12 protein-coding genes and 1 pseudogene are annotated in these 16,624 nt (G+C 64.3%); 6 read left to right on the top strand and 7 right to left on the bottom strand.

Translation table 11 applies throughout. The features are described 5' to 3' along the window. Window positions 1–32: 32 nt before the first annotated feature. From U9R80_RS15625 to U9R80_RS15605, 5 genes are all read right to left on the bottom strand, one after another. On the bottom strand, window positions 33–878 hold the full coding sequence (locus U9R80_RS15625; RefSeq protein ID WP_301841150.1) for a DUF4434 family protein: 846 nt from the start codon (window positions 876–878) through the stop codon (window positions 33–35). Then, window positions 878–3,853, bottom strand: coding sequence for an NfrA family protein (locus U9R80_RS15620; RefSeq protein ID WP_442964912.1), 2,976 nt, complete (start codon window positions 3,851–3,853; stop codon window positions 878–880). The genes U9R80_RS15625 and U9R80_RS15620 overlap by 1 nt, the downstream gene beginning before the upstream one ends. Then, window positions 3,850–6,024: a cyclic di-3',5'-guanylate-activated glycosyltransferase NfrB gene (nfrB, locus tag U9R80_RS15615; RefSeq protein ID WP_301841151.1), complete on the bottom strand. Its 2,175-nt coding sequence runs from the start codon at window positions 6,022–6,024 to the stop codon at window positions 3,850–3,852. Before nfrB ends, U9R80_RS15620 begins: the two co-directional genes overlap by 4 nt. After that, window positions 6,021–7,175 (bottom strand): non-hydrolyzing UDP-N-acetylglucosamine 2-epimerase, encoded by a 1,155-nt coding sequence (gene wecB / locus U9R80_RS15610; protein ID WP_301841152.1) that lies wholly within the window; start codon window positions 7,173–7,175, stop codon window positions 6,021–6,023. The genes nfrB and wecB overlap by 4 nt, the downstream gene beginning before the upstream one ends. 241 nt (window positions 7,176–7,416) lie before the next feature. After that, on the bottom strand, window positions 7,417–8,307 hold the full coding sequence (locus U9R80_RS15605) for a LysR substrate-binding domain-containing protein (RefSeq protein WP_301841153.1): 891 nt from the start codon (window positions 8,305–8,307) through the stop codon (window positions 7,417–7,419). Between the two features lie 97 nt (window positions 8,308–8,404). Between U9R80_RS15605 and U9R80_RS15600 the strand changes: the two genes are divergently transcribed. The 3 genes from U9R80_RS15600 to yiaY all read left to right on the top strand — a co-directional run bounded on the left by U9R80_RS15600 (window position 8,405) and on the right by yiaY (window position 11,805). Continuing rightward, a complete protein-coding gene (locus U9R80_RS15600; protein WP_301841154.1) occupies window positions 8,405–8,833 on the top strand; it encodes a PACE efflux transporter in 429 nt (142 codons plus the stop codon). 178 nt (window positions 8,834–9,011) lie between these two features. After that, window positions 9,012–10,574, top strand: coding sequence for a threonine ammonia-lyase, biosynthetic (gene ilvA / locus U9R80_RS15595; protein ID WP_301841155.1), 1,563 nt, complete (start codon window positions 9,012–9,014; stop codon window positions 10,572–10,574). Between the two features lie 82 nt (window positions 10,575–10,656). Next, a complete protein-coding gene (gene yiaY / locus U9R80_RS15590) occupies window positions 10,657–11,805 on the top strand; it encodes an L-threonine dehydrogenase (RefSeq protein ID WP_301841156.1) in 1,149 nt (382 codons plus the stop codon). Between the two features lie 167 nt (window positions 11,806–11,972). Here the strand turns inward: yiaY and U9R80_RS15585 are convergent, their stop codons facing one another. Both U9R80_RS15585 and U9R80_RS15580 read right to left on the bottom strand, forming a co-directional pair. Further along, entirely contained in the window at window positions 11,973–13,325 is a 1,353-nt protein-coding gene (locus U9R80_RS15585) for a GntP family permease (protein WP_301841158.1), read from the bottom strand. Window positions 13,326–13,422: 97 nt separating this feature from the next. Further along, complete coding sequence (locus U9R80_RS15580; protein WP_301841161.1) at window positions 13,423–13,962, bottom strand: gluconokinase; 540 nt, start codon at window positions 13,960–13,962, stop codon at window positions 13,423–13,425. Window positions 13,963–14,169: 207 nt separating this feature from the next. Here U9R80_RS15580 and U9R80_RS15575 point away from each other — a divergent pair, with 207 nt between their 5' ends. The 3 genes and pseudogenes from U9R80_RS15575 to U9R80_RS27335 all read left to right on the top strand — a co-directional run bounded on the left by U9R80_RS15575 (window position 14,170) and on the right by U9R80_RS27335 (window position 16,620). Beyond that, window positions 14,170–15,189 carry a LacI family DNA-binding transcriptional regulator gene (locus U9R80_RS15575; protein ID WP_301841164.1) on the top strand — a complete coding sequence of 340 codons (1,020 nt, stop codon included), beginning with the start codon at window positions 14,170–14,172 and terminating at the stop codon, window positions 15,187–15,189. A gap of 18 nt (window positions 15,190–15,207) precedes the next feature. Further along, window positions 15,208–16,035: pseudogene (locus U9R80_RS27340) on the top strand (PAS domain-containing protein); the annotation flags it as partial. Between the two features lie 12 nt (window positions 16,036–16,047). After that, window positions 16,048–16,620 carry a methyl-accepting chemotaxis protein gene (locus tag U9R80_RS27335; RefSeq protein ID WP_442964978.1) on the top strand — a complete coding sequence of 191 codons (573 nt, stop codon included), beginning with the start codon at window positions 16,048–16,050 and terminating at the stop codon, window positions 16,618–16,620. The last annotated feature ends 4 nt before the right edge of the window (window positions 16,621–16,624 follow it).

Genomic DNA, 16,624 nt, shown 5'->3' with positions numbered 1-16,624 from the left:
GCCTTGCGAATGCTGTGAGTTCTGAATGCGCCTCAATTGCCGCTCAAGGTTAGCAGGCCTTTGGCCCAGGGGCGGTAGCGCAGCGAGAACACGGCGCTGGGGTGGCAACCGGCCTGGGCCTGCGGGGCGGCGGACACAGCCCTGAAGGGCTGGCCGTCCTTGCTGACCTGGCGAAAGGCCTCGTGCACGATGCCGATGGTGCAGGGCAGCGCCGCCTGGTACTGCTGGCGTACCAGCGGCGCCAGGCGGCCGGTACCGGTACCGTCCTGCCACCACACTTGCAGGTTCAACCCGGCCAGTTCTTCAAGCCACCGGGCGTTGGCTGCCGGGCTCAGGTGCCCGGCGCTGAAGGCACTGATGTGCAGGGGTGCATCGAGGCGGCGGTTGAACGCCTGCAACTGGGCGAACAGTGCCTGGCGCCGCAGCGGGTCCTGAAAGTGCAGGTCGTCCAGTTCCATGGGCAGGTACCAGCCGGCCACCGGCAATTTCCAGTGCTGGCGCACGGTGCGTTGCTGGGCCAGGGAACGCCCCAGCTGGGCTTTCCAGTAGGCGCTCAGCCCGGCGCTGTCGGCCCCCTGGATGCGCTGGTAGTAGGCGGCGTCCATGTACAGCCCGAGCACCAGTTGCAGGCCTTGTTCGTGGGCGCTGCGCAAGCTGTTGGCGAGCCAGCCGTCGGCGCCGCCAAAGTCGCTGTCGCCGTAGGCGCTCCACTGCACGATCAGGGTTTTGCCGCCCTGGGCCCGGGTGGCACTCCACAACGTGCGCCATTGTGCCTGGGTCAGTTGTGCATCCCGGTTGAGCGGCTGATAGAACAGCTGTTCATCGGCGTTGGCATGCAGGCACAGGGTGAGTAGCAGCAAAGCGATCAATCCGCGCATCAGAACGTCATCTCCACACCAAGCAACATGCCGTTGGCCCGCTCATACAGATTGCCGCCCAGCGATTGCTGGTACTCGGCGCGCACTTTGAGCGAGCCGCGATAGGCGTTGTAGCGGTCGTCGTCGAACCACCATTGCCAGCGCAGGCCGACGCCGGTGCGCAGGTCCTGGCGCCAGTCGTTGCTGGGGTCCTGGCTTGAGAATTCCACAAAGCCATAGGGCATGACGGATTGCGGTGAGTCGGTACGCAGCTTCCAGGCGTGGCCTTGCTGGTAGCGCGACAGCCACTGATGGTCACCGGCGCGGGTCCACCAGGCGGCATCCAGGTACAGGAAGCGCTCGTTCCACTCGTCCTCATCAATGCGCCAGTCGTTGCGCCAGTCACCCTGGTCCAGGAACGAGGAGGTGGCCCGCAGCAGCAAGTCGTTGCTCGACTCGGCATTACCGCGCAGGTCACCCCAGTTGTCGCCGACCTTGCTCGGGCTGAGCAACTGGCCCAGGCTCAGGCCGTTGTAGTGCTCATCATCAATCTGGCGCTGGTGGTAGAGCTCGGCGTACAGGTTCAGGTTGGCCTGGCCCAACGGCTTGTAGCGCAAGCCGATCCCGGTGCCCATGCTCTGGGCATAGTCGGTGCGGCTCTGGCCACCGAACAGCACGCGGCCGTACACCGACAGGGTGCTGCCGTTGCGGCTGGGCTCCTCACCCAGGGCGTGGTCCCACATGGCCAGCTGCACGTTCTGCGAGGCGGCGCGGCGCTCCTGGCGGTTGTCACGGAAGTTGTCGTTGGTCGAGATACCGGCAGGCGACCAGGTGCTGGCCAGGGTGATGCTGTCACGCCGCGACAAGGCTTCGTGAGCACGGCGCTGGCGGTACTTGCGCGCCTCCAGGCTGCCGTACTCGTCGCCTTCGTCGACCAGGTCCTGCTCTACATCGAGCACCCGCCGCAGTTCCTTGCGGGCGGCGGCGCTGTCCTCTGCCTCGATGTAGCGTAGCGCCAGGGTTTCGCCCAGGCGGTAATCCTCGGGCAGGTCGCGGGTCGAGCGTTCCAGGTGCGGGATCGACTGGCGACGCAGTGCCGGATCGTCGCTGCCCGCCAGGCGCATGCCGTAGTCGGCGCGGTAGCGGGGGTTGTCGGGGTCAAGGCGCACGGCGTCGGCGAGCCAGGCGTTGCTCTGCTCCAGGGCTCCGGCCTGCTGGGCGGTCACCGAGGCGCTGTAGTAGTGCTCGGCGCGCGGTTGATGCTGCAGGGCCTGGCGCTGGTAGTCCAGGGCTGCGGCGCTATCGCCCTGGCGCTGGGCGATGGCGGCGCCCAGGGCAAAGTCATCGGCGCTGCGGTGCGCAGCTTTTTCCCAGTGAGCCCTGGCGCGGTCCGGGTCGTTGGCATTGAGGGCGCTGCGGGCAGCGGTGAGGCGGGCATTGTCGGTCCACTGGCTGTCACTGAGGCTGTTCCAGATCGGTTGCGCGGCTTGCGAGTCGCCAGCCGCTTCCAGCGCGTAGGCCAGGGGCAGGCGGCTGCCGGTGTCGCCCAGGCGTTCGGCCGCCTGGTAATACACCACGGCTTCACCGGGGCGTTCGGGCATGGCGCAGCGGCCCAACGCGCGGAACTGCCCGACTTCGGTAGGGGTGGCCGGGATCGCCTGGCGCACCGCTGCGCATTCGCCATGCTCTGCCAGCCTGGCCAGCAGCAACGCCCGGTTGGCCGCATCGACCCGCGGGATGAGGCCGCTGATGCGGCGCACATCCAGGGGCGCGTCGGCCTGGCTGTAAAGCCCCGCCAGGCGCTGCAGCAGCGACGCCGGCAAGCGGCCCTGGCGCTGGTCGTAGGCACGTTCGAGCAACTGCCGCACGTGGCTGGTGTGGCCTGCCTTGAGCTGCAGGAACGTGGTCTGTTCAAGGGCCTGCAGATCGCCGGTCTGCAGGTAGTAGCGTTCCCATTCCTGTGCCGAGCGGGCGCCGCCACCGGCGCCGTTGAGGCGCTGATTGAGCACCAGCCAGGTCTTGGGATCGTCCTGCGAGCGGCACTGGCCGAACTGCTGGCGGGCCAGGTCCGGGTCATGGCGTGACAGCCACTCGGCGGTCTCCAGGCACGGTCGGTTCAGCTCATTGCTCAGGCGCCGCACCAGGGCGCTGTCGTTGCCCTGGCGTGCCAGCTCCCACAACTGCTGGCGCTGCTGGGGATGCTGGAGGTCGGCCTCGGGCAACGATTGCAGCCAGCGCTGGGCAAGCTGGTCGTGGCCCATGGCGATGGCGCGGTTGGCCATGGCCAGGCGGGTCTGGCGGGCGATGTCGGCCGAGGGTGGGGTTTTCAGCAGTCGCTGCAACGGCGCTTCGTCCAGGCGCTGCACATAGGCGTTCGCCAGCCGTTGCCAGTCGTTGGCCGGTAGCTGGCCGCGGGCAGCCAGCGGCGCGAGGGCGTCGATGGTCTGGCTCCAGTTGTGCAATTGTTCGGCCCAGTTGGCCCGGGCCAGACGCAAGATGTTGTCATCGCCCTTGGCGGGTAGCTGGTTGAGCCAGTCCAGCGCCTTGGCGGCGCCGCCAAACTTGGCCAGGCTCAGGCTGTAGGCCTGCCACAGGCGCACCCGCTGGTTCAGTGAGCTGCCGGCGATCCAGCCCTCCACCTGGCTGGCGGCGGGCGGGTCCTGTTCGATCCAGGTCAGGCGCAATTCCAGCAGGGCATCGGTGTCGGCGGTGCCGGCCTGTTCGGCCAGCTGTTCGGCGTCGCGGTATTTGCGCTGGTGGGCCAGGGCCTGGATCAGCAGGGCGCGGGCCTCATCGTTGTTGGGTACCCGCTGCAGCAGGTGGCGGGTCAGGCGTTCTACCTCCTTCCAGTTGTTCTTCTTTGCCTCGCGGTAGCTGCGCTCCATGTAGGGGTAGCTGCGAAAGCGCTCGAAATCACTCAGGGGCGCAGCCACGGTGTGCACGGCGTAGAGCGACAACAGCAGGCAGGCGGCGGTCAGCGGCGGGCGCAGGCTCATGCCACCTCCCGGGTCAGTTCAAAGGCTTCATGCTGTTCGCGGGCCTGTTCGGCGAGCGCGTCCTGCAACACCTCTTCGGTGATGATGCCGCGTTGGATCAAGTGCTCGCCCAGGGTCATGGCGTCGGGGTTGAAGTCGATCAGGGCCTGGTTGAACAGGGTCACCGGCACCGTGCCGCGCACCTGCAACAGGGTGCCCAGTTTGATCTGGTGACGGCAGACCCGTTCGAGCAACTGCGCATCGTCCTGATGGCGTTCGAGCACGGCGATCATTTCCCGGACTTCCTCGTGTTGCCAGGGGCTTGGGTAGTGGTAGCGCAGGCCCAGGGTCACCCGTCCTTGCGGCGCCAGGCGGCAACTCACCGGGCGTTTGAGCTGACGGCTGATAACGCCCAGCGACACCTGGCTGACCGGGCTTTCGCTGGCCAGCACCAGGGTCTGGCCTTCTTCGGCCACCGGCAGCACGGCGTAGTGCACGGCCAGTTTGCGCGGCAGTTGGGCAATCAGCAGCGGGTCGATCTTGAAGGGGTTGAGCGGCGCCCAGGGCAGGTCGAGCTGTTCGGCCAGGGTCTGCACCAGTTGCTCGCTGGTGATCAGGCCGCGCAGCAGCAGTTCGCGGCCCAGGCGCCGGCGTACCGGGTTGGTGATCGCCGCTTGAAACTGCTCCTCGGTAATCAGGCCCTTGTCGATCAGGCGTTGCCCCAGGGGTGTGCGCATGGGGGCCGTCAGGGCCGGGAATTCGTGGGTGGTCTTGTCCCAGGCGACGCGGCGCGAGTCGCCCATCTCCATGACCTGACGCAAGGCCCGCAGGTTGGCGAAGAAGTTGACGAAGTTGCTCCACATCATCCGCGGCGCCGACAGCAGCCCTTCGACAATGCCGTAGTAGCGGGTGACGAAGAAGCCACGCTGGAACAGGCGGTTGATCAGCATCAGGCCGTTGAGCCAGAGCAGCAGGGTGAGGGTCGGGCTGTCGGCCAGGATCGACTGGAAACGCCAGCTGTCGGGCGCCACCACGGTGACCAGCCACATGGCCAGCAGCACCAGAAACAGCAGGTTGACGAGAAAGCTCAGCAGATAGGCGATCAAACCGCGACGGTCGCGCCAGAGGAAGTAGTTGAGTGCGCCTTTGCGGCTCCAGCCCAGGTTGCTGGTGCCCTGGAACACGATGCCCACGATCCAGCGCGACTTTTGCCGGATCGCGTGCTGCCAGTCCCGGGGGAAATGCTCGCGCACGCAGATCACCTGGGCGAACTCACGGCTCATGCCCCAGTGCCAGTCGCGTGCCAGTGCCAGGTTCGGGTCGGTCATGGAGTAGCGGGCGAAGATGCACTTCATCCCTTTTTGCTTGAGGCGAAAGCCGATGTCGTAGTCTTCGGTCAGGCTCTGCACGTCAAAGGCTATGCCGTCGCCGTCCTCGAGCAGGGCGCTGATGGCCCGGCGGCTGAAGCACGTGCCGACCCCGGCGCTGGGCACCTGGCCAGTGAGCGCTTCGCGCACGATCACGTCCTTGCCGTGGTTTTCGGCGAATTCGTCGACGTAGTGGCCGGCGGTAAAGCCCTTCCATTCCGGCGCAAAGGGATACACCGGAATCTGGATCATGTCCTTGTTGGGGAGCAGGTAGTTGTAGAGGCGCAGTTCCATGGGCGAGATAACGTCTTCGGCGTCATGCAGGATGAAACCGGCGAACTCGATTTTGGCATCGCTCTGAAAACGCAGGATGGCATCAATGATGTTGTTCAGGCAGTCGGCCTTGCTGGTGGGGCCGGGGCGGGCGCACACCACTTTGTGCACGTTGGGGTAGTGCAGGCACACGGCATCGACATCGGCCTGGGTTTGCGGGTCGTTGGGGTAGGTGCCGACGAAGATCTGGTAGTTCTCGTAGTCGAGGGTCGACGCCGCCAGGCGCGCCATCTCGCCCACCACGCCCACCTCGTTCCAGGCCGGGACCATGATTGCCAGGGGCTTTTCCGCGACCTCGAACAGGCGTTTTTCGTCGGCTTTCTCGTACTTGTCGTAGATGCGAAAGCGACGGATCAGTTTGCGGCCCCAATAGACGAGATCAATGAAGAGGTCGTCCAGGCCGAGCAGGAACATCAGCGCTGCCAGGGTAATTGCCAGTAGCTTGAGGCCGAACAGTACGTAGGTGAGGAAGTCGATGAACGCCAGGCTCATGAGTCACCGCGCTCGCGAGCGTTTTCCTCGAGCCAGCGGCTCAGTCGTTCAGCAATGCGCTCACTGGCATGGCCATCGCCGTAGGGGCTGAAGACCCGGCTCATGCGTTTGTAGACCTCGGCATCGTCGAGCAGCAGGCTGGTTTCCTTGACGATCCGTTCAGTCAGGGTGCCCACCAGCTTCACCGTGCCGCCTTCGAGCACCGAGGGCCGCTCGGTGACTTTGCGCAGCACCAGCAGCGGCTTGCCCAGTGCTGGCGCCTCTTCCTGGACGCCGCCGGAGTCGGTAAGGATCAGGTAGGCGCGGTCCATCAGCCAGACGAAGTGCTGATAGTCCTGGGGCGCGACCAGGAGAATGTTCGGCTGGTGCGAGAGCAGCCCGTACACGGCTTTTTGAACCTGAGGATTGAGGTGCACGGGGTAGACGAACTGCACGTCCGGGTAGCGCAAGGCCAGTTCTGCCAGGGCCAGGCAGATGCGCTCGAACCCCTGGCCGAAGTTCTCCCGACGATGGCCGGTGATCAGCACCATGCGCTGGTCATCGCGCAGTTGCGCCAGCGGCGATTCGGGGGCCGGGCGCCAGTGGCTCTTGTTCAGGTACTCGCGCATCCACAGCAGCGCGTCGATCACGGTATTGCCGGTGACTTCGATGTTTTCCAGCACCACACCTTCGCGCAGCAGATTGTCGCGGGCACGGTTGGTGGGCGGAAAGTGCAGGTCGGCGATCACCCCCGTCAGGCGCCGGTTGGCTTCCTCGGGCCAGGGCGCCTTGAGGTTGCCGGTGCGCAAGCCGGCCTCGACATGGCCGATTGGGATCTGTCGGTTGAACGCAGCGAGCGCCGCGATAAAGCTGGTGGTGGTGTCGCCGTGAACCAGGACGATGTCGGGCTTGATGCGCGAGTAGGTAGCGTCCAGTTGCTCGAGCAATTGCTGCGACAGGCTATTGAGCGTCTGGTCCTGGGTCATGACGTGCAAGTCTTCGTCGACACTCAGGCCAAAATCCTTGAGCACTTGTTGGAGCATTTCCCGGTGCTGGCCGGTGGAACAGATGTTCAGCTCGACGTCTGGCCACTGGCGTAATACCTGGGCCAGAGGGGCCATCTTGATTGCTTCGGGGCGCGTGCCAAAAACCATCATGACTGTGTAGGCCATTGTCGTCGTCCTCGTCCCTTCCTGATGTGCGAAGTTGTACCATCCGTGGATCTTGTAGGAGTTAGATACAAGCAGCAGAACGGGGGGTTGTCCAATCGCCGGAACGGTTTTTTGGCGTCAAGGAAGGCAGGTGTTAGAGCGGTTGTTGGCGATTCAGAGTAGGCCGCCGCAAGGGCGGAAAAGTGACTCGGCGCCACCATTGGTAAATCGGTATGCTCACTGTCGCGGGGCAAGCCCGCTCCTACAGGGAGACAGTCCGGAAATGATGGAGCCAGTCCAGGAATGCGCGCACGGCGGGCCGTCGTTCCTGGCCCGGTACGCACACGGCGCTGTACTGGGCTGCCGGTAACCGGATGTCTTCACGCCACGGCTGCAGCAACCCGCGCCTCAGGCTTTCGGCCACCAGCACACTGCTTGCCAGCACCGGCCCGTGGCCGGCGGCCGCCGCCTGCAAGGCGTGCTGCTCATCGTCGTAGTGATGAAAGCGCGCGCGTTGCAGCCAGGCCTGTTTGCCCGCCATTTCACACCACCGGGCCCAGTCGATGGCCGCGCCGCTGGCCGATACCCAGGGGGCTTCGATCAGTACCAGCGGCTGATCGGCGGGTGGCTCCTGCCAGCCGGGTGGGGTGTAGACGGCAAAGTGCTCAGGCATCAGCGGCACCCGGTACAGCGTCGGGTCTGGATTGAATTCGGCGCGCAGGGCCAGGTCCAGGCTGTGGTCGCGGTGCAGGTCGATGACCGTGTTGCTGGTTTGCACCTTGACCTGGATGTCGCTGTGACGCCGATGAAAATCACCCAGGCGCGGGATCAACCAGAGGCTGGCGAAGGCGGCGGTGGTGGTCAGGGTGAGTTGCTGCTGGTCGCAAGCGGGGAGCAGGGCGGCGAGGCTTTGTTGCAGGTCGCCCAGGGACTGGTGTACCTGGCGGTAGAGTTGCTCGCCTTCATGGGTGAGTTCGACCCGCTGGGCACTGCGCAGGAACAGCCGTTGGCCCACGCGGGTTTCCAGTTGCTTGATCTGGTGCGAGACCGCAGCCGGTGTCACTGCCAGTTCGTCGGCCGCGGCCTTGAAGCCACCCAGGCGGGCCGCCGCTTCAAAGGTGCGCAGGGCAGTCAGGGGCAGTTTGGCGAACATGACGTTCAACCTGATTGAGGGAGGCTCAATCTAGCTCAATTGAACCTGCGCCTCAACGCAGCTAGGGTGGGGCTTCATCTGTCGAGGGGAGCCAGTCATGCAAGGCAAGGCGCGCAAGGTCGTCCAGGCCATTCTCTATGAAGCCATCGCGGTGCTGTGTGTGGCGCCGACGCTGGCCTGGGCGTTTGATACGGACATGGCGCAATCAACGGTGCTCTCGCTGATACTGTCAGCCGTGGCCCTGGGCTGGAACATGTTCTACAACTGGATCTTCGAGTACTGGGAAGCGCGCCAGGCGCAGCGGCGTCGCACCCTGTGGCGGCGATTTGTGCATGCGTTGGGCTTCGAGGGCGGGATGGTGCTGATCCTGTTGCCGGTGGTTGCGTATTGGTTGCAGATCAGCCTCTGGGCGGCGTTGTTGACCAACCTTGCGCTGTTCCTGTTTTTCTTCGTCTATGCCTTTGTGTTCCAGTGGAGCTTCGACCGGGTGTTCGATGTGCCGGAATCGGCGCGAGAGCCCGCTTGACTTCAACACGGCCGCTGGGCTAGTTTCCCCGCCATGAATACATTCCTGCAGTCGCCTCAGCACAGCATTATTACCGCCATTATCAGTTTGGCGGGCTAGCTGGCACTTGCACAGAACCCGCCCTGGAGGCGGGTTTTTTCTCTCTCTCCTGGGCACTTTAAAAAACCAGGAGTCACCGATGACCAGCCTTGCCGTTAGCCCTCGCACACCGTCCGCGTCGCTGAACCTGCTGTCCGACTACGTGCGGCGCATTCTTGCTGCACCGGTGTACGACCTGGCGATCGAGACGCCATTGCAGCCTGCACCGGCGTTGTCACTGGCCCTGGGCAACCAGGTGCTGCTCAAGCGTGAAGACTTGCAGCCGACGTTCTCCTTCAAGATCCGCGGGGCCTACAACCGCCTCAGCCGCCTGAGCCCGGTCCAGCGCGAGCGCGGGGTGGTCACCGCTTCAGCCGGCAACCACGCCCAGGGTGTGGCCCTGGCTGCCCGTGAGCTGGGCATGCGGGCAACCATCGTGATGCCCACCACCACTCCGGAATTGAAAGTGAACGGCGTGCGGTCGCGCGGCGGGGAAGTGGTGCTGCACGGCGACAGCTTCCCGCATGCCCTGGCCCATGCCCTGAAACTGGCCGACAGTGAAGGCGCAACCTTCGTCCCGCCGTTCGACGACCCGGACGTGATCGCCGGTCAAGGCACGGTGGCCATGGAGATCCTGCGCCAGCAGCCCGGCGCCCTGGATGCGATCTTCGTGCCGGTGGGCGGCGGCGGGCTGATCGCCGGCATCGCCGCCTACGTCAAATACCTGCGCCCGCAGGTCAAGGTGATCGGTGTCGAGCCCCAGGACTCCAACTGCCTGCAAGCGGCCATGGCGGCGGGTGAGCGGGTGGTGCTGCCGCAGGTCGGCAGCTTCGCCGAGGGCGTGGCGGTGGCGCAGATCGGCGCCCACTGCTTCGAGCTGTGCCGGCACTATGTGGATGAAGTGATCACGGTCAGCAACGATGAACTGTGTGCGGCAATCAAGGACATCTACGACGACACCCGCTCGATCACCGAGCCGTCGGGGGCGCTGGCGGTGGCCGGGATCAAGAAGTACGTGGCCCGCGAGCACGCCGTGGGCCAGACCCTGGTGGCCATCGACTCTGGCGCCAATGTCAACTTCGACCGCCTGCGCCATGTGGCCGAGCGCGCCGAACTGGGTGAACAGCGCGAAGCGATCATCGCCGTGACCATCCCCGAGCAGCCCGGCAGCTTTCGCGCCTTCTGCCAGGCGCTGGGCAAGCGCCAGATCACCGAGTTCAACTACCGCTACTACCCCGGCAAGGAAGCGCGGCTGTTCGTCGGGGTGCAGACCCATCCGCAAAACGACCCCCGTGACCAGTTGCTGGCCAACTTGCGCGAGCAGGGCTACAGCGTGCTGGACCTGACCGACAACGAACTGGCCAAGCTGCACGTGCGGCATACCGTGGGCGGCCATGCCGGCCCCGGCGCCAATGAGCGGGTGATGCGCTTCGAGTTTCCCGAGCGGCCGGGTGCGTTGCTGGGGTTCCTGGAGCGGCTGGGCAAACGCTGGAACATCAGCCTGTTCCACTACCGCAATCATGGCGCGGCCGAGGCGCGAGTGTTCGCTGCCCTGGAGGTGCCTGACGAGGAGCAGGCCGGCTTGCCGCAAGCGCTGGACGACATGGGCTATCGCTACTGGGATGAGACTGACAACCCGGCCTACCGCTTGTTCCTGGGCTGAGCGCGGCTTGCCCCAGATCAACACGGGGCAGCCCGGATAGGCGGATCCTGAAGGCAATGGAATATTGCACGAGGGTTTCGCCATGAGCAGCACGTTCTTCATCCCCGCCGTCAACATCATGGGCATTGATTGCCTGGACGAAGCGATGGCCGCCATAGCCGGCTACGGACTGCGCAAGGCGCTGATCGTTACCGACACGGGCCTGGCCAAGGCCGGTGTCGCCACGCGCATTGCCGAGCTGTTGGCCATGCGCGACATCGACTCATCGATTTTCGACGGCGCCAAGCCCAACCCCAGTATCGCCAACGTCGAACAGGGCCTGGCGCAATTGCAGCGCGAGCGCTGCGATTGCGTGATCTCCCTGGGCGGTGGCTCGCCCCATGACTGCGCCAAGGGCATTGCCCTGTGCGCCACCAACGGCGGGCATATCAGCGACTATGAAGGTGTCGACCGCTCGGCCAAGCCGCAACTGCCGCTGATTGCGATCAACACCACGGCGGGCACCGCCAGTGAGATGACCCGTTTCTGCATCATCACCGACGAAGCCCGCCACGTGAAAATGGCCATCGTCGACCGCAACGTCACGCCCCTGCTGTCGGTCAACGACCCGGCGCTGATGGCCGCGATGCCCAAGGGGCTGACGGCGGCAACGGGGATGGATGCGCTGACCCATGCCATCGAGGCGTATGTCTCCACGGCGGCAACGCCCATTACCGACGCCTGCGCGATCAAGGCCATCGAGCTGATCAGCGACAACCTGCGCCAGGCCGTGGCCGACGGCAGCGATCTGCAGGCGCGCGAGAACATGGCGTATGCCCAGTTCCTGGCCGGTATGGCTTTCAACAATGCCTCGCTGGGCTATGTGCATGCGATGGCGCACCAGCTCGGCGGTTTCTATGACTTGCCCCATGGGGTGTGCAATGCGGTGCTGCTGCCCCATGTGCAGCGCTTCAACGCCAAGGTCAGCGCTGCGCGCCTGCGCGATGTGGCCAAGGCCATGGGGGTGGAGGTCAGCGGCATGAGCGCGGAGCAGGGCAGTGATGCGGCGATTGCCGCAATCGAGAACCTGTCGCGGGCCATTGATATCCCGGCCGGGTTGGCGGTATTGGGTGCGCGTGAGGCGGATGTGCCGACCCTGGCCGGCAATGCCCTGAAGGATGCCTGTGGGCTGACCAATCCACGGCCGGCGAGCCAGGAAGAGATCGAGGCGATTTTCAAGGCAGCCTTTTAACGGCATCGCGGGGCACACCCGCTCTTACCCGTCGGTAGGAGCGGGCTTGCCCCGCGATCAATGGTTCAGGCAACACCTGATTGGCTGGCTGTGCCGACCTTTCGCGGGGCAAGCCCGCTCCTACAGGATTACGCCCGGTAGACGCGGGCTTGCCCCGCGATCAGCCCTCACACCACCAACGACAGCAACATGATAAAGATGATGCCGACCACCGACAGGATGGTCTCCATCATGCTCCAGGTCTTGAACGTCTCGGCCACGGTCATGTTGAAGTACTGCTTCACCAGCCAGAACCCGGCATCGTTGACGTGCGACAGAATCAACGAGCCCGCCCCGGTCGCCAGCACCAGCAACTCACGATTGACCCCGGGCATCATGCCGATCACCGGTGCGACGATGCCGGCCCCGGTGATGGTTGCCACGGTGGCGGAGCCGGTGGCAATGCGAATCACCGCCGCCACCAGCCACGCCAGCATGATCGGCGAAATCTCGGCTTGCACGGCCATCTGGCCGATGACATTGCCCACCCCGGTATCCACCAGCATCTGCTTGAAACCACCGCCGGCACCCACGATCAGCACGATAGCGGCGGTCGGCGCCAGGCTCTGGTCGAGCAATTTCATGATCTGCTGGCGGGAAAAGCCCCTGGCCGCGCCAAAGGTATAGAAGGCCAGCAGCAAGGCAGCGAGCAGGGCGGTGATCGGGTGGCCGATCAGGTCCATCCACTGACGCACGATGTGCTCGGCCGGCAGGACCACGTCCGCGAAGGTTTTCAGCAGCATCAGGAACACCGGCAACAGCACGGTGATCAGGGTCACGCTGAAACTGGGCAGGTTCTTCTGCTCCGACTCCCGGGCGATCTGGTCCATCAGCTCCTGCGAGGGCGAGCCGGGAATGTAGCGGGAGATGAAGTTGCCATACAGCGGCCCGGCAATGATGGCGGTAGGCAGGGCGACGATCAGGCCATAGAAGATGGTCTTGCCGATGTCGGCATTGAAGATGCCGATGGCCAGCAGCGGCCCCGGATGCGGCGGCACCAGGCCGTGCACCACCGACAGGCCGGCCAGCAACGGGATACCGATCTTGATCAGCGACACGCCCGAGCGCCGGGCGACGATGAACACCAGCGGGATCAACAGCACGAAACCGATCTCGAAGAACAGCGGAATACCGACCAGGAAGGCGGCAAACATCATGGCCCAATGCACTTTCTGTTTGCCGAAGGCTTTGATCAGCGTCTGGGCGATCTGGTCGGCGCCGCCGGAGTCGGCCATCAGCTTGCCCAGCATGGTGCCCAGGGCCAGAACGATGCCGACAAATCCCAGTACACCACCGAAACCGTCCTGGAACGACTTCATGACCTTGGCCACCGGCATGCCCGAGGTCAGGCCGAGAAAGCCGGCGGCCAGGGTCAGGGCGACGAAAGGGTGGACTTTGAAGTGAGTGATCAGCAGCACCAGGCCGATGATGGTGACCACTGCATCGAGCAGCAGGTAGGTATCAGTTGCCAAACCGAACATGGTTCAGTGCCTCGTCTTGTCATTGTTGTGGGCGGAGCATTTGCAGCATTTACGGGGTGAGATAGCGCTATCTTTGGTGAGCCGAGAAACCGCCAGGTCAGGCCGTTCGCGCCAGTACCGGTTCACCGCAGGGCTTTAGCCACAGGTCCACCCGCACAGCGATCTGGTCCAGCGGCAGGGTGGCATCCAGGGGCAGGGTCAGGGCTTCGCCGTCGGGGCGTTCAAGGGCGGCGAACTGGCTGTCGATCAAGCTGGCCGGCATGAAGTGCCCGGGGCGGGCAAGCACCCGGCGGCTGGCTTCTTCAGGCGTGAGATCGAGAAACACAAAGCCCAGGTCCGGTACGGCATGGCGCAGGGCGTCGCGGTAGCGCTTTTTCAGCGCCGAACAGGTGAGGATGGGACGTTCGCCGGCCTTGAGGGTGGCCTGCAGTTCTTCGCCCAGACGGATCAGCCAACCGGCACGGTCGTCGTCGTCCAGGGGAATTCCGGCGCTCATCTTGGCGATATTGGCAGCGGGGTGGAAGGCATCGCCTTCGATCAGGCGGCCGCCGCTTTGGCCGGCGATGGCGGCACCGACGGAGCTCTTGCCGCAGCCAGCTACGCCCATTACCACGATCGCGGACAGGGGTGGGTTCATCGGTACCTCCTGCAGGGTGAGATAGCGCTATCTTTGGCCGAGGCGACAGGTGCCTCGGGCGCTCCCCACCCAGATGTTATTGATTTTGTATAAGCAGTCTGGATGCTCATTTCAGGTCACCTGCAGTTATGCATTGCCTGTGTTCTGAGACAGCGCTACCTTAGTGCCCGTTCCCCATTCTTTGCAAGTCGAAAATAAAACCTCCCCATGACCCGCATCGGCTCCCGTACTACCGGTCGTCCCACCCTGGCTGAAGTCGCCAGGCTTTCCGGGGTTTCCCCGATCACCGCCTCCCGCGCCCTGCGCGGGGTCAGCACGGTTGCCCCGGAGTTGGTGGAGAAGGTCAAGCAGGCCGCCACCGCCCTGGGCTATGTGGCCAACCCTGCCGCCCGGGCGCTGGCATCGGCGCAGAGCGAGTCGATCGTGGTGCTGATCCCCTCGCTGTCCAACCAACTGTTCATCGAGACCCTGGAGGCCATCCACGAGGTCATGCGCCCCCGTGGCCTTGAGGTACTGATCGGCAACTATCACTACGATATCGCCGAAGAAGAGAACCTGATCCGCAACTATCTGGCCTACCAGCCACGCGGCATGCTGCTCACCGGGTTCGACCGCAGCGAGGCGGCCAAGCAGATGCTCAGCGCCAGTGGCGTGCCTTGCGTGCACATGATGGAGCTGGGGGTCGAGGCCCAGGGCATGTCGGTGGGGTTTTCCCAGCAACAGGCCGGCGCTGCCGCTGCGCGCCATTTGCTTGAGCGCGGTTGCCAGCGCCCGGGCTTTATCGCGGCGCAGCTGGACCCACGGGTGATGCAGCGCGCCGAGGGTTTTCGCCAGGCGCTGGTCGCCGCAGGGCGATTTTCCGACGAACTGCAGGTGCTGTCGCCGCAACCCTCATCCATTGGCCTGGGCGGGGAACTGTTCAGTCAGTTGCTGGCGCAACAGCCGGACGTTGACGGCATCTTCTTCTGCAACGACGACTTGGCCCAGGGCGCGATTCTTCAGGCGCTGCGCCTGGGGATCAAGGTGCCGCAGCAGGTGGCGATGGTCGGCTTCAACGACCTGCCAGCCTCGGCGCACATGGTCCCGCGCCTGACCTCGATCCGTACCCCGCGCGCCGCCATTGGTCGCTGTGCTGCCCAGGCATTGCTGGGGCTGCTCGATGGCAAGCGCGCGGCCGTGCACAACCAGGACCTGGGCTTTGAGCTGGTGGTACGCGAAAGCAGTTGAACCCCCGCCCCACCCTCTATGGGGGGAGTGATATCAACGTGCTTGCACGGCACAAAGCTTTATCTATGCTCAGCAGCATCTCGTAACGTCCTGAGCGTAGAGGGTAGTCCGATGTTTGATTTTCATCGTAAGTCCGATCTGGCTGAAATCGAGCAATGCACCCGGGCAATGGCCGGGATGAGTGACAAGTTGGCCGCCATCAGCCGCTCCATGGCGATGATCGAGTTCAGCCCTGACGGGGTCATCCTCGAGGCCAACGACAACTTCTGCAAGGCGATGGGCTATAGCGCCGGGGAGATCTGCGGCAAGCACCACCGGATTTTCTGCGAGCAGGACTACGCCAACAGCGAGGCCTATCGGAAACTCTGGCGTGACCTGGGGCGAGGCGAGGCGGTCAGCGGGACGTTCATGCGCCTCAACCGCCAGGGCCAGGAAGTCTGGCTGGAAGCCAGTTACATGCCGGTGTTCGGGCCAGGCCAGCAGGTTACCCGTGTGCTCAAGGTGGCCAGCGACATTACCCAGCGGGTGAACCGCGACCACGAGAATGAAAGCCTGGTCAAGGCCATCAGCCGTTCCATGGCAGTGATCGAGTTCACCCCTGAGGGCCGGGTGATCAAGGCCAACCAGAACTTTCTCGACACCATGCATTACCGCGAAGACGAGATCGTCGGCCAGCATCACAGCCTGTTCTGCCACAGGAGCGAAAGCGAGTCGGCGACCTACAAAGCCTTCTGGGCCTCGCTCAACCGCGGCGAATACCATTCGCATCGCTTTGAACGGGTCAACAAGCTGGGGCAGATGGTGTACCTGGAAGCCTCCTACAATCCGATCTTTGACACCCGCGGCCGCTTGCACAAGGTGGTCAAGTTCGCCAGCGACATTACCTCCCAGGTCAGTACCCAGCAAACAGCCGCCGAAGCCGCCCATGCCACCTCGGTACAAAACGATGCCTGCGCGCGAAAGGGGTCGCAGGTGGTACAGCAGACAGTGCAGGTGATCGAGGAAATTTCCCAGAACCTCAATGCCGCGGCTCGCAGCATTGATGCCGTCAGTAAACAGTCGGAGCTGATCGGCCAGATCGTCCAGACCATTCGCGGCATCGCCGACCAGACCAACCTGCTCGCCCTCAATGCCGCCATCGAGGCTGCCCGGGCAGGCGAGCACGGTCGCGGTTTTGCCGTTGTCGCCGACGAAGTGCGCAGCCTGGCGGCGCGAACCAGCAAGGCCACCCTGGAAATTGTCGAGGTGGTGCGCCAGAACCACGACTTGTCGCTGACTGCAGTGGCCAGCATGCAATCCAGCTTGAGCCAGACCGGCCTGGGGGTGGAGCTGGCCAATGAAGCCGGCGAGGTGATCCTGGAAATTCAGCAGGGCTCGCAACATGTGGTCGATGCCATCAGCCAGATCAACTCGACCTTGCAACTGCACTGAGGAA

It is taken from the genome of Pseudomonas sp. JQ170C (genome assembly GCF_035581345.1).
GTDB lineage: Bacteria > Pseudomonadota > Gammaproteobacteria > Pseudomonadales > Pseudomonadaceae > Aquipseudomonas.
The sequence above is the reverse complement of the archived record's forward strand: the minus strand, read 5'-3'. Positions and strand labels throughout refer to the sequence as shown.